At 66.0% G+C, this 21,401-nt stretch carries 19 protein-coding genes and 1 tRNA gene; 16 read left to right on the forward strand and 4 right to left on the reverse strand.

What is annotated here, in order from left to right; translation table 11 throughout:
* Positions 1 to 7: 7 nt before the first annotated feature.
* A complete protein-coding gene (locus ACYQ4W_RS09515; protein WP_459855727.1) occupies positions 8 to 1,858 on the forward strand; it encodes a fumarate reductase flavoprotein subunit in 1,851 nt (616 codons plus the stop codon).
* Positions 1,859 to 1,888: 30 nt separating this feature from the next.
* Complete coding sequence (locus ACYQ4W_RS09520) at positions 1,889 to 2,644, forward strand: fumarate reductase iron-sulfur subunit (RefSeq protein ID WP_459855731.1); 756 nt, start codon at positions 1,889 to 1,891, stop codon at positions 2,642 to 2,644.
* A 242-nt stretch (positions 2,645 to 2,886) separates the two neighbouring features.
* Here the strand turns inward: ACYQ4W_RS09520 and ACYQ4W_RS09525 are convergent, their stop codons facing one another.
* Positions 2,887 to 3,690, reverse strand: coding sequence for a 2-amino-3,7-dideoxy-D-threo-hept-6-ulosonate synthase (locus ACYQ4W_RS09525; protein ID WP_459855734.1), 804 nt, complete (start codon positions 3,688 to 3,690; stop codon positions 2,887 to 2,889).
* A gap of 598 nt (positions 3,691 to 4,288) precedes the next feature.
* Entirely contained in the window at positions 4,289 to 4,930 is a 642-nt protein-coding gene (locus ACYQ4W_RS09530) for a flavodoxin family protein (protein WP_459855737.1), read from the reverse strand.
* A 341-nt stretch (positions 4,931 to 5,271) separates the two neighbouring features.
* Here ACYQ4W_RS09530 and ACYQ4W_RS09535 point away from each other — a divergent pair, with 341 nt between their 5' ends.
* On the forward strand, positions 5,272 to 8,736 hold the full coding sequence (locus ACYQ4W_RS09535; RefSeq protein ID WP_459855740.1) for a DUF748 domain-containing protein: 3,465 nt from the start codon (positions 5,272 to 5,274) through the stop codon (positions 8,734 to 8,736).
* Between the two features lie 396 nt (positions 8,737 to 9,132).
* Here the strand turns inward: ACYQ4W_RS09535 and ACYQ4W_RS09540 are convergent, their stop codons facing one another.
* Positions 9,133 to 9,846, reverse strand: coding sequence for an LrgB family protein (locus ACYQ4W_RS09540; RefSeq protein ID WP_459855743.1), 714 nt, complete (start codon positions 9,844 to 9,846; stop codon positions 9,133 to 9,135).
* Complete coding sequence (locus ACYQ4W_RS09545; protein WP_459855746.1) at positions 9,833 to 10,249, reverse strand: CidA/LrgA family protein; 417 nt, start codon at positions 10,247 to 10,249, stop codon at positions 9,833 to 9,835. The genes ACYQ4W_RS09540 and ACYQ4W_RS09545 overlap by 14 nt, the downstream gene beginning before the upstream one ends.
* A gap of 107 nt (positions 10,250 to 10,356) precedes the next feature.
* Between ACYQ4W_RS09545 and ACYQ4W_RS09550 the strand changes: the two genes are divergently transcribed.
* The 13 genes from ACYQ4W_RS09550 (at position 10,357) to ACYQ4W_RS09610 (ending at position 21,389) form a co-directional block, all read left to right on the forward strand.
* Positions 10,357 to 11,253, forward strand: a complete 897-nt coding sequence (locus ACYQ4W_RS09550; RefSeq protein WP_459855749.1) for a LysR family transcriptional regulator — start codon at positions 10,357 to 10,359, stop codon at positions 11,251 to 11,253.
* 158 nt (positions 11,254 to 11,411) lie between these two features.
* Positions 11,412 to 11,487 (forward strand) — tRNA-Ala (locus ACYQ4W_RS09555).
* A 343-nt stretch (positions 11,488 to 11,830) separates the two neighbouring features.
* Positions 11,831 to 12,886 carry a DUF362 domain-containing protein gene (locus tag ACYQ4W_RS09560; protein WP_459855752.1) on the forward strand — a complete coding sequence of 352 codons (1,056 nt, stop codon included), beginning with the start codon at positions 11,831 to 11,833 and terminating at the stop codon, positions 12,884 to 12,886.
* A 15-nt stretch (positions 12,887 to 12,901) separates the two neighbouring features.
* On the forward strand, positions 12,902 to 14,056 hold the full coding sequence (locus ACYQ4W_RS09565; RefSeq protein WP_459855754.1) for a DUF362 domain-containing protein: 1,155 nt from the start codon (positions 12,902 to 12,904) through the stop codon (positions 14,054 to 14,056).
* Positions 14,057 to 14,148: 92 nt separating this feature from the next.
* A complete protein-coding gene (gene larB / locus ACYQ4W_RS09570; RefSeq protein ID WP_459855756.1) occupies positions 14,149 to 14,802 on the forward strand; it encodes a nickel pincer cofactor biosynthesis protein LarB in 654 nt (217 codons plus the stop codon).
* The gene (gene larC, locus ACYQ4W_RS09575) at positions 14,799 to 15,653 is read left to right on the forward strand and encodes a nickel pincer cofactor biosynthesis protein LarC (RefSeq protein WP_459855758.1); all 855 of its coding nucleotides are present in this window, start codon (positions 14,799 to 14,801) and stop codon (positions 15,651 to 15,653) included. Before larB ends, larC begins: the two co-directional genes overlap by 4 nt.
* Positions 15,654 to 15,682: 29 nt before the next feature.
* Complete coding sequence (locus ACYQ4W_RS09580) at positions 15,683 to 16,159, forward strand: (R)-mandelonitrile lyase (RefSeq protein ID WP_459855761.1); 477 nt, start codon at positions 15,683 to 15,685, stop codon at positions 16,157 to 16,159.
* A gap of 149 nt (positions 16,160 to 16,308) precedes the next feature.
* The gene (locus ACYQ4W_RS09585) at positions 16,309 to 17,292 is read left to right on the forward strand and encodes an aldo/keto reductase (protein ID WP_459855763.1); all 984 of its coding nucleotides are present in this window, start codon (positions 16,309 to 16,311) and stop codon (positions 17,290 to 17,292) included.
* An 88-nt stretch (positions 17,293 to 17,380) separates the two neighbouring features.
* Entirely contained in the window at positions 17,381 to 17,920 is a 540-nt protein-coding gene (locus ACYQ4W_RS09590; protein ID WP_459855766.1) for a hypothetical protein, read from the forward strand.
* A 159-nt stretch (positions 17,921 to 18,079) separates the two neighbouring features.
* A complete protein-coding gene (locus tag ACYQ4W_RS09595) occupies positions 18,080 to 18,826 on the forward strand; it encodes an SDR family oxidoreductase (protein ID WP_459855768.1) in 747 nt (248 codons plus the stop codon).
* A 47-nt stretch (positions 18,827 to 18,873) separates the two neighbouring features.
* Positions 18,874 to 20,148 carry a multidrug effflux MFS transporter gene (locus ACYQ4W_RS09600; RefSeq protein WP_459855770.1) on the forward strand — a complete coding sequence of 425 codons (1,275 nt, stop codon included), beginning with the start codon at positions 18,874 to 18,876 and terminating at the stop codon, positions 20,146 to 20,148.
* Positions 20,145 to 20,681 (forward strand): flavodoxin family protein, encoded by a 537-nt coding sequence (locus ACYQ4W_RS09605; protein WP_459855772.1) that lies wholly within the window; start codon positions 20,145 to 20,147, stop codon positions 20,679 to 20,681. Before ACYQ4W_RS09600 ends, ACYQ4W_RS09605 begins: the two co-directional genes overlap by 4 nt.
* 63 nt (positions 20,682 to 20,744) lie before the next feature.
* A complete protein-coding gene (locus tag ACYQ4W_RS09610) occupies positions 20,745 to 21,389 on the forward strand; it encodes a flavodoxin family protein (protein WP_459855774.1) in 645 nt (214 codons plus the stop codon).
* Positions 21,390 to 21,401 lie beyond the last annotated feature (12 nt).

The following is a 21,401-nucleotide window of genomic DNA, read 5'->3' on the forward strand; positions in this document are numbered from 1 at the left end:
TGCCGTCATGCAGATATTTCAGACCGATCTTTTGTGCATAGGCGCCGGCCTGGCGGGCGAGCGCGTGGCCGTGGAGGCCGCGGAGAACGGATTCGCCGCCACCTGCCTGTCCATCGTTCCGGCCCGGCGCTCCCATTCCTCGGCCGCTCAGGGCGGCATGCAGGCCGCCCTCGGCAACTCGGCCATGGGCGAGGGCGACTGCCCGGACGTCCACTTCCTGGACACGGTCAAGGGCTCCGACTGGGGCTGCGACCAGGAGGTGGCCAGGCTCTTTTGCGAGAACGCGCCCATCGCCATGCGGCAAATGGCCTTCTGGGGCGTGCCCTGGAACCGCGTGGAAGCGGGCGAGCAGACCTACTACAAGGGCGGCAAGCCCTTCACCGCCGTGGAGAAGAAGGAAAAGGAGGGACTCATCCACTCCCGCAACTTCGGCGGCACGGCCAAATGGCGCACCTGCTACACCTCCGACGGCACGGGCCACTGCGTGCTCTACACCCTGGACAACCGCGCCGCCCAAATGGGCGTGAACGTGGTGGACAAGGTCGAGGTCATCGCGCTCATCCACGACGGAGCCGCCTGCATGGGCGCCGTGGCGCGCTGCCTCAAGACCGGCGAGCTCACGGCCCACCTGGCCAGGGCCACGCTCATCGCCACCGGCGGCTTTGGCCGCATCTACCGCGAGTCCACCAACGCCGTCATCTGCGACGGCGGCGGGCTCATCGCCGCGCTGGACACGGGCGTGGTGCCCCTGGGCAACATGGAGGCAGTGCAGTTCCATCCCACGGGCATCGTTCCCACGGACATCCTCGTCACCGAGGGCTGCCGCGGCGACGGCGGCACCCTGCTCGACAAGGACAACTACCGCTTCATGCCCGACTACGAGCCGGAAAAGGCCGAGCTGGCCAGCCGCGACGTGGTCTCGCGCCGCATGACCGAGCACATGCGCAAGGGCTTCGGCGTCAAGAGCGCCTACGGCGACCACCTCTGGCTCGACATCCGCCACCTGGGCGAGCACCACATCCGCACCAAGCTGCGCGAGGTGGACGAGATCTGCCAGTCGTTCTTGGGCATCGACCCCGTGCACCAGCTCATTCCGGTGCGGCCCACCCAGCACTACAGCATGGGCGGCGTGCGCACCAACAAGGACGGCCACGCCTATGGTCTGAAGGGCCTGTTCTCCGCGGGCGAGGCCGCCTGCTGGGACATGCACGGCTTCAACCGCCTGGGCGGCAACTCCCTGGCCGAGACCGTCGTTGCGGGCATGATCGTGGGCGGCAAGATCGTGGAGTTCCTCAAGGGCACGGACACGGTCTTCTCCACCGCCGCCGTGCGCGACGCCGTTTCGCGCCAGCAGTCCCGCATCGCCGACCTGGTGGCCTGCAAGAACGGGCACGAGAACCCCTACTACGTGCGCGAGGCCATGTTCGACGCCATCATGACGGGCGCGGGCATCTTCCGCAACGGCCGCGACCTGGAGGCCTGCGTGGGCGAACTGCAGCACATTCTGCAACGCGCGCGGCGCGTGGGCCTGGGCTCAAGCGGCAAGGGCGCCAACCCGGAGCTCACCCTGGCCCTCAAGATAGAGGGCATGGTCAAGCTGGCCCTGTGCGTGGCCCAGGGCGCGCTTGTGCGCACCGAGTCGCGCGGGGCCCACACGCGCGAGGACTACCCCGCGCGCAACGACCGCGACTGGCTCAAGCGCACCCTGGCCACCTGGAAGGAAGGGGCCGACCTGCCCACCCTGACCTACGAGGACGCCACCAAGGTCTTTGAGATTCCGCCGGGAGAGCGCGGCTATGGCGGCGGCAAGATCATCCCCATGGACAATCCGCCCGCCGGCCTGCCGCCCAAGGCCTAGGCCCAGCCCGCACACACAAGGAGAACCCGAATGTCCAGAACGCTGACGTTCAACATATTCCGCTACAATCCCACGGACGAGACCTCCAAGCCCCACATGGACAGCTTCGAGTTGGAGGAGACGCCGTCCATGACCCTTTTCATCGCCCTGAACCGCATCCGCGAGACCGAAGACCCCACGCTCATGTTCGACTTCTGCTGTCGTGCGGGCATCTGCGGGGCCTGCGCCATGGTGATAAACGGCCGCCCCGGGCTGGCCTGCCACACCAAGACCAAGGAGATGCCAGCCGAGATCACCCTCATGCCCCTGCCGGTGTTCAAGCTGGTGGGCGACCTCTCCGTGGACACGGGCACCTGGTTCCGCGGCATGTACCAGCGGGTGGAGTCCTGGGTGCACACCAAAAAGGTCTTCGACCCCGCCGCACCGGAGGAGCGCATGCCAAACGCCGTGGCCGAGCAGATCTACGAGTTCGACCGCTGCATCGAGTGCGGATGCTGCGTGGCGGCCTGCGGCACGGCCCTGATGCGGCCGGACTTCCTGGGCGCGGCGGCGTTGAACCGCATCGCCCGGTTCAGGGCCGACCCGCGCGACCAGCGCGGCGAGCAGGACTACTTCGACATCGTGGGCACCGACGACGGCATCTTCGGCTGCATGGGCCTGCTGGCCTGCGAGGACGTGTGCCCCAAGAAGATTCCCTTGCAGGAGCAGTTGGGCCTGCTGCGCCGCAAGATGGCCTTGGCCGCGCTGAAGAAGCGCCTTCCGAGCTTCCTGCGGAACGACATCTAGCCCCTCTGGGCTTGGCTCGCGCACCGGGCGCGGGCCCGCCCCTCCCCGGTCCCGTCCGAGCAACGGGGCCGGGGAGCCTCTTTTTCAGATCCCGCCGCGGCCATGGGGCGGGGCTACCCATAAAAACAAGGGCCTGCGGAGCGTTCCGCAGGCCCTTTGTGTTGGCGCATATATGCCTGGCCCGCACCGCCAGCCCGTGAAGCACAGAGACCGGGCGGCGCAGGCCGGGCGCTGCCGCGCTTTTACTCCAGGCCCTCGAGCAGGGCCATGGCCTCGTCCACTCCGGCGTCCTCGTGCACGACCTTGGCCAAGGCCTGGGTGAGCACGTCCGGCCGCTTGTGCTGGAACACGTTGCGCCCCACCGAAAGTCCGGCGCCGCCCGCCTGGATGGAATCGTGCACCATGACCAGAAAGTCGCGCGTGCTGGCGAGCTTCGGCCCGCCGGCGATGACCACGGGCACGCAGCAGGCGTCGATGACGCGGGAGAAGGACTCCGGGTCGCCGGTGTAGGGCACCTTGACCACGTCGGCTCCCAGCTCCACGCCCACGCGGGCGCAGTGCGCCACGATGTCGGCGTCGAACTCGCTGCGGATCTTGGGCCCGCGCGCGTAGACCATGGCCAGCACGGGCATGCCCCAGCTCTGGGCGGACTCGGTCACGCGGCCGAACTCCTCCAGCATCTTGGCCTCGCTCTCGTCGCCCAGGTTCACGTGCACGCTCACGGCGTCCGCGCCAAGGCGGATGGCCTCCTCGACGCTGCACACCAGGGTCTTGGCGTTGGGCAGCGGCGAAAGGGACGTGCTGGCGGAAAGATGCACGATGAGGCCCACGTCTTTGCCCTGGGAGCGGTGGCAGCAGCGCGGCACGCCCTTGTGCATGAGCACGGCGTTGGCGCCGCCCTCCACCACGCTCTGCACGGCTGCGCGCATGTTGACGATGCCCGGCAGCGGCCCCACTGTGGTGCCGTGGTCCATGGGCACGATGATGGCCCGCTTGGTGTTGCGGTTGATGATGCGTTCCAGTCTGATGGCTTTTCCAAGGTGCATGGGGACCTCCCGGTCTCGTGTTGCGCCCCTGGGAACGACGCGGGTGGCTGCCCGGCGGCGAAAAAGAAGGGCCGCCGGCTTTCGCCCGCGGCCCTTCCAGAAGAGGCTTTGGTTAACGCTTGGTCAACAAACCTCTCCGCGGCCGCAGGCGCGACTAAACCCAAAAAAACCGTCCTCAAAGAAGGAAAAGAGGTTTTGGGTCATGGAGAGGTTCATGGGGAGTGCTTACCCGCACCGCGCCGGGCTGTCAAGCCGTTGCAGGGGTCCGTTCCGGCATACTGCTCGGCATACGGCCCGGCATACGGCCCGGCATACGGCCCGCGCGCCCGGTCGCGCGTCCTCTGCCCCCATTGTCCGGATTGCGTTGCCCGGCGCGCGGCATTCGTCACGGCGCTGGCTGCGGCGCTGACTGCGCCCAGATGCAGGACAGTTGCCGGACAGTTGCCGGGGCTGCCCGACATCTGTCCGGCGCCTGTCCGGAACCTGCCGAGGGACAACCCCCAACTCTGCGCGTTGTCCTGGCGCGTTGTCCTGGCGCGTTGTCCTGACACGCCCTCCATCGCTTCCGCCTGGCGCACTACCCAGCGCGGCCGAGCGCTTACGCCTTGGCCTGAGCCACCAGCCGCGCCCCGAGGGCACGCGCGTTCGCGCAGTCCTGCGGGAACACCTCGGCCCGGCGCTTGGCCTTGGCCTCCGCGTCCCACACCGTGGAGAGATACTTGGCGTAGTCGTCGAACTGCAGCGTGTCCGTGCCCAGCAGCACCTCGCACCCGCCGAACACGCGCTGCATGAAGGCCTGGGTGGTGCCGATGGTCTCCGCGGGCTTCTGCTCCTCGGACACGTTCATGGTGTAAACCAGGGCCGCGGGCATGGCCCTGGGGAAGATGGCCTTGTAGCCCGGCGTATAGGTGACGTACGGGAACAGCAGCCGCTCCAGGAACGAGCGCGTCTCGCCCGACTCCACATGAAAATAGATGGGCGTGCCGACGATGAGCGCGCCCGCAGCGGCGATGCGCTTCAGAACCGGGGTCAGCTCGTCCTTCATGGCGCACTGGCCGTAGCTCTTGCCGCCGATCTTCTTGCAGGCGAAGCAGCTGGTGCAGCCCTTGTAGTCCAGGTCGTACAGGTTCACCAGCTCGGTGGTCGCGCCCGCCTCCTCCGCGCCTTCCAGGGCGTGGGCGAGCAGGGTCGCGGTGTTCCATTTCTTGCGCGGGCTTCCGTTGATGGCGATGACGTTCATGGGGGCACCTCTTCGGTTGATGGTTTCGGCCAGCTTTGCGCGCCAGGAGGAAAAAGCGCAAGAGCGCACAGAAAAGGTCGTCACTTACCAAAAGCATACCGCAGCGCCCGCGCGCGGCAGCGGAGAAACGCCGCGCCGCTGCCCGCCGTTTCGTCAGAGCCAGCCGGGCCGGCAGGGCTCGCCGGACCAGCCATGGCGAAACACGCCAGTTTCTCCTTGACAAAAACGCGCCCGTCATCCTTATCTTTACTACGTAAAATTCGATTCCCCGGCCATGCGCACATTTGGACGGCAGGCCGCCGCCACCTGCGGCCAACACACAACAAGGCGAACGTCCCATCATGGAAGCACCGCACATCTCCCCCACGTGGCTGCGCCGCTTGCGCATCTCCGCCATCAGCTTTCTTGCGGCCGCAGCGCTCTTCGGGGCCTTCGGCTTTTTCGCCGGGCCGCCCATCGCCCATTCGCTGCTGACCAAAATCCTGACCGAGCAGCTGCACCGGCCCGTCACCCTAGGAGCCATCTACATCAATCCCTACGCCATGTCCGTCCGGGTCGACGGCCTCAAGGTGGGCGACGGCAAAGGGGGCGAGGTTTTCGCCTTCGACCAGCTCGTGCTCGACGTGGACATCGCCTCGGTCATCCACGCCGCGCCCGTGGTGGAGGAGTTCCGCCTCGTGGGCCCGCGCATCCATGTGGCGCGCGTGGCTCCCGGCCGCTACGACATCTCCGACCTTTTGGACGAATGGCTGAAGCCGAGCGACAAGCCCACGCCCAGCTTTTCGGTCAACAACATCAAGATCACCGGCGGCCGCGTGGACTTTGACGACCAGCCCGTGGGCAAGCAGCACGCGGTGACGGACATCAACCTCTCGCTGCCCTTCGTCTCCAACCTCGCCTACCAGGCCAACGTCTACACAGAGCCGGCCTTCTCCGCGGTCATCAACGGCGCGCCCCTGAAGCTGGACGGCAAGAGCAAGCCCTTCTCCGCCGACCGCGAAAGCGAGCTCAAGCTGGAGCTGGACCGCTTCGAACTCGCCAGCTACCTGGCCTACCTGCCCTTCCCCCTGCCCTTCACCATCGCGGGCGGCCAGGTGGACACCGACCTCACGCTGGTGTTCCGCCAGCCCCCCAAGGAAGCGCCCTCGCTGAACCTCGCTGGCCGGGTGACACTGAGCGGCCTGCATTTGCTGGAAGGCGGCAAGGCCCCGCTGCTGAACCTGGCCAAGCTCGACGTGCCCCTGGCCGCCGTGGCCCCGCTGAACAACCGCTTCCAGTTCGGCGAGATCGGCATCGACGGCCTGGAGATCTTTGTGCGCACCGGCCGCGACGGCAGCCTCAACTGGCAGGCCCTGGCCAAGAAGATGCCTGGCGGCGACGCGGCGGCGAGCCCGGGCAAGACGGAAAAGACAGAGAAGGCGGGCAAGACCGCAGCCCCCGGTGCGACAGACAAGACAGCCCCGGCCGACGCGACGGACAAGACGGAAAAGACGGGCAAGGCGCAAAAGGCCGCCGAGCCCAAGCCCATGGAGCTGGCCCTGGGCGGCCTGCGCCTGGGCAAGGCCGTGCTGCGCTGGCAGGACGCCCAAGGCCGCGAGGCCGGTCCCTCGGCCGCGCTGGAGCGCTTCGCGGTCAAGGACATCAAGGTGGATGCGCCCAAGCGCCACGTGACCGTCGGCGCTGTGGAGCTGAACGGGCTGGCCCTTTCGGCCACGCGCCTGGCCGACGGACAGATCGCCGGGTTGCAGGGCCTTATGCCCAAGCAGGACGCCGGCACCGGCGCGCCGGCACCGGCCGCGCGGAAGCCCCGCGCCAAGGCCTTTGCCAAGAACGCGGCCAAGGACGCGGCCCCGGCCTGGCTGGTGGAGATCGCCAAGACCGCCATCGCCGATGTGGGCCTGCGCTTCGAGGACAAGGCCGTGCAGCCCGCGGCCACGCAGACCCTGGACATCACCCGGCTGAACCTGGGCGCCCTGAGCACCGCGCCCAAGACCAGCACCACCCTCGACCTCGCCCTGGTCATCAACAAGAAGGGCGCGCTGACCCTGAACGGCCCGGTGCAGCTCACCCCCCTTTCCCTGAAGCTCAAGGCGGACCTGCGCGGCTTTGAACTGCTGCCCTTGCAGCCCTACTTCGCGGACAAGATCAACCTCACCGTCACCAAGGGGCAGCTCACGGGCGACGGCGAGCTGACCCTGGCCGCCGCGCCGGACGGCAGCCTCACCGGAGATTGGAAGGGCCAGCTCACCGTGGGCAACTTCCACAGCGTGGACAAGGTGAACAGCGCGGACTTCCTGACCTGGAAGTCGCTGCACCTGGGCCGCATGAACGTGGCGCTCAAGCCCCTGGCCGTCGGCGTGGGCGAGGTGGCCCTTTCCGACTTCTACGCCCGGCTCATCGTGAGCCCGCAAGGCAAGCTCAACGTCCTGCAGCTGGTCAAGAAGGCCGATGCCCCGGCGGAAGACGGCGCGGACGCGAAGAACGCGAAGGACAAGAAGCAGGATAAGGGCAAGAAGCAGGACGCGGCCGCCAGCGCCTCGCAGAGCGCACCCCCCGCGGCGGCCCCGGCAGCCCAGGCAACGCCTGCAACGCAGGCAACGCAGGCAACGCCTGTGCGCATCGACAAGGTGACCCTGCAGGGCGGCACGGTGAGCTTCACCGACCACTTCATCAAGCCCAACTATTCGGCCAAGCTGGCCAAGATCGGCGGGCGCATCACCGGCCTCTCGTCCGACCCCGGCAGCACCGCGGACATGGACTTGCGCGGCTTCTACGACGGCGCGCCCCTGACCATCGCCGGCAAGCTGAACCCGCTTTCCGCCTCGCCCGCGCTGGACATCAAGACCGAGGTGCGCAGCGTGGAGCTCACGCCCATGTCGCCCTACTTCGGCAAGTACGCGGGCTACGCCCTGGAAAAGGGCAAGCTCTCCCTGTACCTCAGCTACAAGATAGCCGATCGCAAGCTGCAGGCCGAAAACCGCGTGTTCCTCGACCAGCTGACCTTCGGCGACAAGGTGAACAGCCCGGACGCCACCAAGCTGCCCGTGACCCTGGCCGTGGCGCTGCTCAAGAACCGGCGCGGCGAAATCGACATCAACCTGCCCATCTCCGGCTCGCTGGACGACCCGCAGTTCTCCGTGGGCGGCATCGTGGTGCAGGTCATCTTGAACCTGCTGTCCAAGGCGGTCACAGCGCCCTTTGCCCTGCTCGGCTCGCTCTTCGGCGGCGGGGAGGAGCTCTCGCACGTGGACTTCGTTCCCGGCTACGCGCAGCTCACGCCAGAGGCCCAAAAACGCCTGGAGGCCCTGTCCAAGGCCCTGGAGGACAGGCCCGCGCTCAAGCTTGAGGTGGCGGGCAGCGTGGACCCGGAAAAGGACCGCGAAGGCCTGCGCCAGGCCTGGATGGAGCGCAAGGTCAAGGCGCGCAAGCTGGCCCAGATGGTCAAGCAGCGCAAGGAGGCCGGTTCCCTCGACGAAGTCGTGGTGAGCGAAAAGGAATACCCGGACCTGCTGGAGCAAGCCTACAAGCTGGAGAAGTTCCCCAAGCCGCGCAACTTCATCGGGCTGACCAAGAGCCTGCCGCGCGAGGAAATGGAGAAGCTGATGCTGGCCAACGCGCCCGTGGACGACGAGGAGCTGCGGCAATTGGCCGACCAGCGCGCCAAGGCCGTGGCCGACTGGCTGCGCGCGGGCGGCAAGGTCCCGGCGGAGCGCGTGTTCCTGCTGCCGCCCAAGCCCATGCCCAAGCAGACCAGCGGCGGCAAGAAGGACGCGAACCTGAGCCGGGCGGAGTTCTCGCTCAAGTAGCGCCCGCTCCCCCAGCAAAACAAAAGGGCCTGCGAAACGTTTCGCAGGCCCTTTTTGTTGCGCCCCGGCAAAGGGCGGCGGAAGGCGCAGCTCCGCGGCACGCTCCAGCATTGCTGGCCCAAGCGCCGCGGGCGGATATTCCGCGGGGCAGCGGTCCCGAAGTCCTTCATTTTTCCCCTATCGCGCCGGCCACGTAAAACCCGTCCGCACGGAGACTCCCAAGGCTGGGGCCACGGCTCCGGGGGACTCCCCGGCCGCAACCCGCCCCATCAATTTCTCTCCCCGAGCCACGGCCAAACTGATGGATATTCCCTCGGTTTTCCTTGGCCGATTGGAGCTTCGCAAACACAAGCTGACCGATTCGGGCCGGGTGGACGACCGCCTATGCCTTCGCACCTAACGCAGGGCCAAGGCCAAAAGCGGCGCGGCCAGCACGTTGCACAAGCCCGCAAGAATCATCACCAGGCTGGCGATGGCCCCTTCCTCCTGCCCCATGCGCCGGGCCTGGGCCACGCCCGCGCCGTGGGCGCCCATGCCGAAGAGCGCGCCCCGCGCCAGGGCCGATCGCAAGGGCAGCCAGGCCAGCAGCAGCTCGCCCAGCACGGCGCCGAAAATGCCCGTCAGCACCACGAACACCGCCGTCAGGTCGGGTATGCCGCCGATGTCGCCGGACACGGACATGGCGAAAGGCGTGCTCACCGAGCGCGGCAAAAGGCTCAGGCGCACCGTGTCCGAGAGGTTGAGCGCCGTGGCCAGCCCCCAGGCCGTGAGCATGGCGATGGCGTTGCCCATGACCACGCCCGCCAGCAGCACCGGCCAGTGGCGGCGTATCACCGCGCGCTGCTTGAATATGGGCAGGGCGAAGGCCACCGTGACCGGCCCGAGCATGACCACCAGCCAGTGCGTGCCCCGGATGTATTCGCTGTAGTGCTCGTGCAGCAGCAGGGCCAGGCCGATGAGCAGCAGCGGGGCCAGGGTGAGCGGAGAGGACCACCAGCGCGGCCGCCTGCGGTGCACAAAGCGCGCGCCGTAATACAGCCCGATGGTGGCGGCCGACCAGAACAGCCCGGCCCAGAACGCCGCGCCCGGCAGCAGGCTACTTGTCGTCATGGCGCACCAACCTGGGGCTCAGGCGGCAGCACAGGTCAACGGTCAGCCCGGTTCCGCCCATGACGAGCAGGGTTCCGCCCAGCACCACGGCCAGAAGCTTCAGGCCCAGCAGGCCCAAGAACTCCCGGTGGTCGAGCACGGCCAGCACCGCGGGCACGAAGAACAGCAGCATCTCGGCCAGCAGCCAGTCCGCCCCGCGCCGCAGGCTGATGGTCTTGAGCCGGCCGCTGGCGAACAGCAGCAGCACCAGCGCCAATCCGATGATGCCGCCTGGCACGGGCAGGTGCGCGGCGCGGGATACAAGCTCGCCCACGGCCCAAAAGCCGATGATGAGCCCGCCCTGGAGCAGACGGCTGCGGTGCAGGGCCAAGCGGAACGAGAGATACAGCTTGCGCAGATACATGGGAACTCCTCGGCGCGTTTGTCTTGCGCGCAAGTTCCATCTAAGACCGTCGGAACCAGGTGTAAAATGAATTGACAGCATAGAATTCATTCCAATATGGAATAGCTATGGAACTGCGCAATCTGCACGCCCTGGTGGAGGTGGCGCGCCGGGGAGGATTCTCCCAGGCGGCCAAGGCCCTGTTCACCACGCAACCCAACGTCAGCAAGGCCGTGCGCCAGCTGGAGGACGAGCTCGGCGTGCCGCTGTTCGAGCGCATGGGGCACAAGAGCCGCCTCACCGATGCGGGCGGCGTCATCTACCGCCGCGGCCTGAGCATCCTCACCGAGACCGAGGACATGCTGGCCGAGCTGGACGAGTTGCGCGGGCTCCGGCGCGGGCGGCTGCGCCTGGGGCTGCCGCTGTTCGGCAGCAGCGTGCTCTTCGCACCCATTTTCGCGCTGTTCCGTAGCCGCTACCCCGGCGTGGAAATCAGCCTTGTGGAGCATGGCAGCAAGCGTCTGGAGGAGCTGCTGCGCGCGGGCGAGGTGGACCTTGCGGCGTCGCTCATGCCCGTGCCCGAGGAATTCGACTGGCAGGACGTGCGCGCCGAACCGCTTGTGGCCCTGCTGCCCGCCAGCCACCCTCTGGCCAGCCGCCCTTCCCTGCGGCTGCAGGACCTGGCGAAGGAGCCGTTCATCCTGTTCGACGAAGGCTTCCTGCTCAACAAGATCATTCTGGATTGCTGCGCCCGCCGGGGCTTCACGCCCACCATCGCCGCGCGCAGCGGGCAGATAGACTTCATCACCGGGCTGGTGGCGGCCGGGCTCGGCATCGCGCTGCTGCCGCGGCTCATGGCCGAGCAGCGCCGCCAGCCGGGGCTCGGCTTCATCCTCTTGGACGAACCGGACATGGTGTGGCACATGGCCCTGCTGTGGCGCAAGGGCGGCTACCTCTCCCACGCGGCCCAGGCCTGGCTGGCCCTGGCCAAAGAGGCCCATCCTCCGGGGCAGGAGCAGGGGTGAAGCCCCCGCAACCGCTGCCGGAAACATGATGCGCCGCAACGGTTTTCAATCCTTACCGCCCGGCACGGCGAAAATAATTCGTCCATTTTTTTATTGTGACGCTTCCATTGCTTGACAGAAGGACCGGCCAACGGCTAAAGAGGACCTCCCAACGACGTGGGGCTGTAGCTCAGTTGGGAGAGCGCTTGAATGGCATTCAAGAGGCCGTGAGTTCAATTCTCTCCAGCTCCACCAGAAAGATCAGGGCCTTACGAGGAAACTCGTAAGGCCTTTTTCTTTGCTGCACTACAGCTTTGCACTACATTTTGTAAGCGGGGTGAAACGGCCAGAAAGCCCATGCTCCCTTATTCACTCCTCCCAGCCTTTGCCTGAACCCCGCCCACTCTGAACGAAGACCCTGCCAGCGAGAGAATCGAGCAAGAATTGAGCAGGATCGTATCTCCTCCTCCCATGCCGTCCGCCCTATAGAATCATCCTCAAGAGGCATGCTGGAAAGCTGTGCCCGCGCGAGTTGGCAAGGACCGCGATCCGCTGCACGAGCTGGCGAAAGGTCTTCATCACGGAGGAGGGTGTTTTCATGGACGACAAGATGACACGCAGGAATTTCCTAAAGGGCGGCGCCATGGCGCTGGGAGCCGTGGCCGCGTATGAACTCGCCAGCCTTGGCGAGGCTTCGGCTGCGGCAGGGGCCAAAGCGGATGACAAAGCTTCCGGCGACTCCGCCAAGGACAAGGCCAAGGTCTACTTCACCAAGGACATCAGCGTGGCCGGGCTGCTCAAGGTCTATGCCAAGGTGAACCAGGGTATCGGCGGCAAGGTCGGCATCAAGCTGCACACCGGCGAGCCGCATGGCCCCAACCTCCTGCCCATCTGCCTCATCAAGGGCCTGCAAGCCAAGGTGCCCAACAGCACCATCGTGGAGTGCAACGTGCTCTACCCGAGCCCGCGGCAGCGCACCAAGACCCACCTCGAAACAATCAAGACCAACGGCTTTGACTTCTGCCCGGTGGACATCATGGACGCCGATGGCGACGTGATGCTGCCCATTCCCGGCATGCAGGAGTTCTTCGACAAGTGGCTCTCCCCGGCCCTGAAGGACCGCCCCTACACGCCGGGCGTGCACTTGACCGAAATTGCCGTGGGCAAGCACCTGCTGAACTACGACTCGCTGCTCGTGTACACGCACTTCAAGGGCCATACCAGCGGCGGCTTCGGCGGCTCGCTCAAGAACATCGGCATCGGCGTGGCCTCCGGGCAGGTGGGCAAGCGACAGATCCACGGCGAGGGCTGGAGCAAGGGCCCGCTGTTCCTGGAGCGCATGGTGGAATCGGGCAAGGGCATCGCCGCGCATTTCGGCCAGCGCATCACCTACATCAACGTCATGAAGAACCTCTCCGTGGATTGCGACTGCGACGCGCACGGCCAGCCGCCCTCCATGCCGGACATCGGCATCGTGGCCTCCACGGACATCCTGGCCGTGGACAAGGCCTGCGTGGACCTGGTGTATGCCCAGCCGGGAAGCCAGAAGCGCGCCCTGGTGGAGCGCATCGAATCCCGCAGCGGTCTGCGCCAGTTGGAGTACATGAAGACGCTCGGCATGGGCAACGACCAGTACGAACTCATCACGCTTTAGAATCAAGGAGGCAGCATGACTGTTCCCGTCTATTACGCGGACCTCTCCGTAAAGAATCCGTCCGACAACCGCCTGGCCAAAATCCGCCGCCTGTGCGAGGCCGTGGGCCTGGCCGACAAGGTGAAGCCGCTTCTCAAGGGCGGCGAGGACGAAGTCGTGGCCATCAAGGCCCACTTCGGCGAAGCCGGCAACGACACCTATCTGCACCCGACATTTGCCCGGCAGGTGGTGGACTGCGTGAAGGCCGCCGGAGCCCGGCCCTTCCTCTCCGACACCTGCACCTTGTACAAATCCACCCGGCACAACGCCGTGGACCACCTGGAGACAGCCTACCTGCACGGCTTCACGCCCTATGTGGTGGGAGCGCCGGTCATCATCGCCGACGGAGTGACCAGCAAGTGCTATGAGGAAGTGCCTGTGAACCTGAAGCACTTCGCCAGCGTGAAAATCGCCCAGGCGTTTCGCAGCGCAAACGCCATGGTGGTGCTCTCGCACTTCAAGGGGCACATGATGGGCGGCTTCGGCGGCGCGCTCAAGAACTTGGCCATGGGCTGCGCGCCCATGGCGGGCAAGATCGACCAGCATGGCCGCAACGTGGTCATCTACCCCGGCTGCGTGGGCTGCGGCGAATGCGTGAAGGTCTGCCCCCAGGACGCGCTCTCGCTCACCAAACCGCAGAAGGGCCCTGATGGGAAGAAGGTGGGACGCAAGGCCGTCATCGACAAGGACAAGTGCATCGGCTGCTACGAGTGTGTCACCGTGTGCAAGCAGGGAGCCATCAGCGTCGACGCCACCAGCGAGTTCGGCGACTTCGTGGAGCGCATGATGGAATACGCCTACGGCGCCGTGCAGGGGCTTGCTGGCCGCGTGGTGTACCTGAACTTCCTGATGCACGTGACCACGCAGTGCGACTGCGCGGGCTGGAGCGAACCGGCCATGGTGCCGGACCTGGGCATCCTGGCCTCCACGGACCCCGTGGCCATTGACGTGGCCAGCTTCGATCTGGTGAACAGCGCGCCGAGCCTCATCCACCTGGATGGCCACGCGGTGCATTCCCACGGCTACGACAAGTTCGCAGCCCTGCGGCCCAATACGCGCGGCAGGCACCAGATCGACTACGCCGAAGCCATCGGCCTGGGCAGCACCAAGTACGAGCTCATCAAGGTCTAGCCGCCCGACGACACACCTCCCCCTGTCCTGGCGGCGCCCCGGTCCTCCTTCCTTTGCGGGGCGCCGCCCACCAACTATAGCCAAGAGGCCCTATGGACCACGGAATCCTTTTCGACCACTCCCGCACCGCGCGCATCGGCCTGCCCGAGGCGGTGTTCTGCGAGGGCAAACCCTTTGAAGCGCTCGTCGAGTTGCTCGGCCAATTCGGCGCCGGTTCCGGGCGCCCCGTGCTTTTCACGAGGCTGTCCCCGGAAATCTTCGTCCAGGTCCCCGAGGCCATGCGCAGCGGCTACGACTACCACCCGCTCTCGCGCACGGCCTTCGGCGACAGGCTGTCGCAGAAGGACAAAGGCCGCGTGGCTATCGTCTCCGCTGGCACGGCCGACGGCTCCGTGGCCTGGGAAGCGGCGCGCACGTTGGAGTACCTGGGCATCCTGCATCAGGTCTTCGAGGACTGCGGCGTGGCCGGACTATGGCGCCTGGCCGAGCGTCTGGGCGAGATCAACGCCTTCGACGCGGTCATCGTGGTGGCCGGGTTGGACGCGGCGCTGGCAAGCGTGCTGGGTGGACTCACGCCCAAGCCCGTGTTCGGTGTACCTACCTCCGTGGGCTACGGCGTGGCCAAGGGCGGCAACGCGGCGCTCGCCAGCATGTTGTCCAGCTGCGCCCCAGGCGTGGCCATCATGAACATCGACAACGGCTACGGCGCGGCCTGCGCCGCCGCCCGGGTGGTGAACAGCCTATGAGCCGCAAGCACGAACACCACGACCACGGACATGAGCACAAGCATGAGCACAAGCATGAGCACGAGTATGGCCATGACCATCATCATGGCCACAGCCACGGCCACCATGCCCCGTCAGTGCTGACCATCCGCGCCAACTCCGGTCTGTCCGGCGACATGCTGCTGGCCGGACTGCTGAATATGACGGAAGTGGACGAGGCGGAGACGGTGGCCATGCTCGCGGCCATCATGCCGGAACTCGCAGGCTCGGTGCGGCTGGTGCGCAAGCAGGTGAACCACATCGGCGGCTGGCACGCGGAGGTGAACCTGCCCCACCAGCACGAGCACCGCACGCTGGCCGACATCACGGCGCTCATCAATGCTTGCGGCATGACCGACGCGGCCAAGGGTCTCGCCACCGAGACCTTCACCCTGCTGGCAAGGGCTGAGGGGGCCGTGCACGAGAAGAAGCCCGAGGACGTGCACTTCCACGAGGTGGGCGCGCTGGACAGCATCCTGGACATCAGCCTGACCTGCGAGCTCTTCGCCAAGCTCTCGCCCGCGCGCTTCGTGGTCAGCCCGCTGCCCCTAGCGGACGGCTTCGTTGCCTGCGCCCACGGCATCATTCCGGTGCCCGCCCCGGCGGTGCTGGAGCTGCTGCAGGGCATTCCCGTGCGGCCCTTCGCCGGACAGGGCGAAACCGTGACGCCCACGGCCATAGCCCTCCTGCGCGCTCTGGGCGCGGAGTTCGGCCCCTGGCCCGCCATGCGGGTGGACCGCCGAGCGCTGGTCTACGGGGGCAAGATTTTCGAGGACGCGCCCAACGGGGCAATCTTCGCCTATGGCGCCTGCGGCCCGCAGTTCCAGCAATAGCCTCGCCCCGAAACAACAAGGAGATCACCATGAAGAAGCTCATCGCATCATCGGCGCTTTTGGCGCTGCTCTCGCCCGCCGCAGGCTTGGCCGCGCAGGGCGAGGACGTGACCATCACCCGCAGCGGTTCGCAGCCGTCGGTCAGGGGGCCGGCGGACTGGTTCACCGGCAGCGTGCGCGTGGATTCCCCCTTTGCGGCGAGAGCTCCGGGGCGCATGCAGGGGGCGCTCGTCACCTTCGAGCCCGGCGCGCGCACGGCCTGGCACACGCACCCGCTCGGGCAGACGCTCATAGTGACTTCGGGCATCGGCCTGGTCCAGTGCGAGGGCGGCCCGGTGGAGACCATCCGCCCCGGTGACACCGTGTGGATCGCCCCCGGCGTGAAGCACTGGCACGGCGCCGCGCCCGCCACGGCCATGACGCACATCGCCATCGTGGAGCAACAGGATGGCAAATCGTCCACGTGGATGGAGAAAGTCACGGACGAGCAGTACGGCGGGAAGTAGGCTCATTTCTCCAGGTGGCGGGAGGATCGGGCAAGAAAGAGAGCGGATCGTATCTACCTTCTGCGCAGGTTCGAGACTAGAGACAGTAGCTGTGGCGCTGCCCCAGCGCCGGAACTGGCAACTACTCAAGTTCTCAAGGAGAAGGCAAAATGAAGACGAGACTGTTGGGCAAAAGCGGACTGGAAGTCACGGCAATCGGCCTGGGCTGCATGGGCATGAGCTTCGGCCTTGGCCCGGCGGCGGACAAGCAGGAATCCATCGCACTCATCCGCACGGCCTTTGAATGTGGCGTCACTCTCTTCGACACCGCCGAGGTCTATGGTCCCCTCACCAATGAGGAACTCGTGGGAGAGGCGCTAGCGCCCGTGCGGGACAAGGTGGTCATCGCCACCAAGTACGGTTTTGACCTGGAGAACTTCCCGAACCTCAACAGCCGGCCGGAGCACATCAAGAAGGTCGTGGAGGGTTCCCTCAAGCGCCTCAAGACCGATTACATCGACCTGCTCTATCAGCACCGCGTGGACCCGAACGTGCCCATCGAGGATGTGGCCGGAGCGGTGAAGGAACTGATTCAGGCCGGCAAGGTGCGGCACTACGGCCTCTGTGAGGCGAGCGCAAAGACCATCCGCCGCGCCCACGCCGTGCACCCGCTCACTGCGATCCAGACCGAGTATTCCCTTTGGACGCGCGACCCCGAGGCCGAGGTGCTCCCCGTCTGCGAGGAACTCGGCATCGGCTTCGTGCCCTGGAGCCCGCTGGGCCAGGGCTTCCTCACCGGAAGCCTGGATCCGGCCATGAGCTTCGCCCCGGACACCGACTTGCGGGCGTCCTTCCCCCGCTTCACCCATGACTCCATGCGGGCCAACCAGACGGTGCTGGGACTGCTCCGGGACGTGGCCGCGCAAAAACACGCCACCCCGGTGCAGATCGCCCTGGCCTGGCTGCTGGCGCGCAAGCCCTTCATCGTGCCCATTCCTGGCACACGGAGTCTGAAGCACCTGGAGGAGAACCTCGCCGCGGCGGACATCGCGCTTTCGCCCGAGGACATGAGGCAGATCGAGGAAGCCTTCGCCAAGATCACCGTGACGGGCGACCGCCTGCCCCCCGAGCACATGGCGCTCATCGACCGCTAGGCGGCACACTCGTATCAAGGCCGGTCCCTGCGGACAAGTCGCGGGGACCGGCGCTTCCCTCGGTGAAGCAAAAGAAGGAGGGGCGCACATGGACGCGTTCGTCAGCCAGGCCCTGCCGTCCTGGCAGAACTACTACATCGTTGTCGGGCCTGCCGCTGCGGCCCTGATCGGCATTCAGTTCGTGGTGATCACCCTCGTCGCCAGCCAGCGCAGGGCTGTGCCAATGGAAGCGCTCCGCGCGTTCGCCTCGCCCACTGTGGCGCACCTCGCCAATGCCCTGGCCGTGTCCGCACTCATGTGCATCCCCTGGGCCGAGCCAGTGCACGCCTCGCTGGCGCTCATCGTCTGCGGCCTCGCGGGCCTGGCCAACGGGGTGGGCATCATCAAGCGCTCCAGACGGCAGGACTACTACGCCCCGGACTGCGGGGACCGCTTCTGGTACATGCTGCTGCCTTGCGGCCTCAACGCAGCGCTCTTGGCAAGCGCACTTGCGCTCCTCGCCGGGAGCGAATGGGCGTTGCTGGCCATCGGTGGCGTGGCCCTGGGCCTGCTCCTGGTGGGCATCCACAACGCCTGGGACACGGTGACGCACATCGTCACCAGCCTTGGCCACGAAGCCGGAACGTAGCGATACCCAACACCGTGCCCCGGACTCCTGTTGCGGCAGAATCAGGCAAGAATACGCGCGGATCGTATCTACCTTCCGAGGCCCGCAGTGACTAGGTTCATGGCATGCGCTGCTACAGCGCGATGTTGGCCGGAAAGGCCATCACAAGGAGGATTCGTCATGAATGACAATATCACTGGAAAGGTAGTGGTCATCACTGGTGCGAGCAGCGGGCTGGGCGAGGCCACGGCGCGCATGCTTTCCGCCCAGGGAGCAATCGTGGTGCTGGGTGCCCGGCGCGTGGAGCGGCTGCAGGCCCTGGCGGACGAGCTGATTGCTGGCGGCGGCAAGGCCCTGGCTCAGGCCACGGACGTCACCGACCCTGACCAGGTGAAGGCGCTGGTGGACGAGGCCGTGCGCGTGTTCGGTCGCGTGGACGTCATGCTCAACAACGCCGGGCTCATGCCGCACTCGCCGCTGGAGCGCCTCAAGCTCGACGACTGGAACAGGATGATCGACGTGAACCTGAGGGGTGTGCTCCACGGCATCGCCGCCGCGCTGCCGCACATGCAGCGCCAGAAGTCCGGCCACATCATCAACGTCTCCTCCGTGGCCGGGCACAAGGTGCGCCCCGGCTCGGCCGTCTACGCGGCCACCAAGACCGCCGTGCGTGTCATCTCCGAGGGCCTGCGCCAAGAGGTGAAGCCCTACGGCATCCGTACCACGGTGCTCTCGCCGGGCGCGGTGGCCTCGGAGCTGATGCACAGCGTCACTGAGCCGGACGTCGCCGCAGGCATCCGCAAGTTCTACGAGGATTACGCCATCCCGGCCGAGACCTTCGCGCGCATGGTGGTGTTCGCCATGAGCCAGCCACAGGACGTGGACGTGAACGAGATCCTCTTCCGCCCCACGAACCAGGAGCTGTAGGGACGGCTCACCGTTCTTACAAGCCATCGGAGACAAGCAAGAATCGTATGGACACTCTGAAGCCCACGGCAAACGACGCGCAAGTCGCCACCGGCGCGCTGTTCATGGCCATTCTCGGGGCGTTGATGGCGTTCACGTCGCTCTCGACCGACATCTATCTTCCGGCCATGCCGACGATGGCCCAAGAGCTCCATGGCGACGCCGAACTCACCATCACCGGGTTCCTGGTGGGGTTCACCTTCGCCCAGCTTCTCTGGGGGCCGATCAGCGACAGCAGGGGCCGCAAGCTTCCGCTGTTCATCGGCATGCTGATCTTCGCGGTGGGCAGCGCCGGGTGCGCCCTGTCGCAGTCCATCGCGCAGATCGTCTTTTGGCGCATCGTGCAGGCTTTCGGCGCGTGCACCGGCCCCATGCTGGCGCGGGCGATGATTCGGGACTTGTTCTCCCGCACCAAGGCGGCCCAGATGCTGTCGACCCTGATCATCATCATGGCCATTGCGCCCATCATCGGTCCCCTGATGGGTGGCCAGATCATCCGGGTCAGCAGTTGGCACAGCATATTCTGGCTGCTCACGGCCATCGGCCTGCTGATGTTCGTCTCGCTGTTCTGGCTGCCGGAAACCCTGCCCGCCAAAAGGCGGACGCCTGCCTCGATACGCAGCGCTTTCACGAATTACGGCTTGTTGCTCAGGCACAAGGTGTTCATGCGGTTCACCCTCTGCGTGACCTTCTACTACGTTGCTGCCTATGCCTTCATCGCCGGGTCTCCGCGCGTCTACATCTCCCATTTCGGCGTCGATCCGCAGCATTACGGGTGGCTGTTCGCGGTCAACATCCTCGGCGTCATGGTCATCAGCTTCTTCAACAGGCATCTCGTCTACCGGTTCCCCCTGCGCACGCTGCTGCAGATCGCGACGACCATATCGCTTTTGGCCATCACCGCCATGGCCGTATTCGTCCGGGCGGAGCTGTTCGGCATGCCCATAATCGTCGGGATGGTCTTCGTCTTCTTCTCCATGAACGGAATCGTCGCAGCCGTGGCCACCGCAGCCGCGCTGGACGAGGTACCGCACATCGCGGGCTCGGCCTCCGCGCTCATCGGCGCGCTGCAATACGGGAGCGGCATCGTCTCCTCGCTGCTGCTAGCCCTGTTCAGCAATGGCACGCCGTGGACCATGACCTGGATAATGCTGCTGTTCACGGCGGCTGCGTTTCTCACCGTACTGGGGAATACCAGCAGATTCTCCTGCCGGTTCTTTGGGGGCCATGCCAATCCTGGAGAGGCGGCAATCAACCCAATTGCAAAGGATGCGGTGTCATGAAGAACGTGCTGATTCTCTCGGGCAGCCCGCGCAAGGGCGGCAACTCCGACCTCTTGTGCGACCAATTTTTGACCGGAGCGCAGGAGGCTGGGCACCGGGTGGAGAAGATCCGCCTGGCGGAGCTGGACATCAACTACTGCACCGGCTGCGGGGCCTGCTTCGAGAAAAAGATGGTCTGCTCCCAGAAGGATGACATGGCCGAGGTGCTGGAGAAGATGGTGGCGGCGGACGTCATCGTCATGGCCACGCCGGTCTATTTCTATACCATGTGCGGCCAGATGAAGACGCTCATCGACCGCACCTGCTCCGGCTACACCCACCTCAAGGACAAGGACTTCTACTTCATCCTGGCCGCGGCGGACACGGACTTGGCGGCAATGGAGCGGACGGTGGAGGGCTTCCGTGGCTTCACGTCCTGCCTCACCCGCGCCCGGGAAAAGGGCGTGGTCTATGGCGTGGGCGCCTGGAACGTCGGCGAAATCAAGAAGTCGCTCGCCATGCGGCAGGCCTTTGACATGGGGAAAAATGCATAGCGCGGCGTTTCACCGCCACCGGGACAACACGCCCGGCATAGTTTCAACACAAAGGAATGCATCATGAAAGCCATAGCGATAAGCGGCAGTCCCAGACGAGGCGGCAACACGGAAATCCTGCTTAAAAAGGTGCTTGCCCCTTTGGAGGCAGCAGGATGGAGCACAGAGTTCATGCAGATTGGAGGTCGGGCGGTGCATGGCTGCCTGGCCTGCATGAAGTGTTTTGAGAAACAAAACGCCCGCTGCGCCGTGGAGAAGGACGGCATCAACGAATACCTGGAGCGCATGTACGCGGCGGACGCCTTCATCCTTGGCTCCCCCACCTATTTTGCGGCCATAACGCCTGAATTGAAGGCCTTGATGGACCGGGCGGGCTTCGTGGCGTTGGCCAACGGCGGGCTGTTCAGGGGCAAGATCGGGGCCGCTGTGGTGGCGGTGCGGCGTGGCGGCGCCACCCACGTGTTTGACACCATCAACCACATGTTCCTCATGTCTTCCATGATTGTGCCGGGCTCCACCTACTGGAACATCGGTGTGGGCCGCGACAAGGGCGAGGTCCTGGACGACGACGAGGGCCTGCGGAACATGGAGCACCTCGGCAACTGCATCGCCTGGCTTGGCAAGGCCACCGCCGCCATGACCGAGCCCTTTCCCTTCGCACCGTCCGGGCCAAAGCCCAAGACCCCGGAAACCGGGGACAGCGTGTAAGGGCCGAGGGGC

This window comes from Humidesulfovibrio idahonensis (assembly GCF_054657715.1).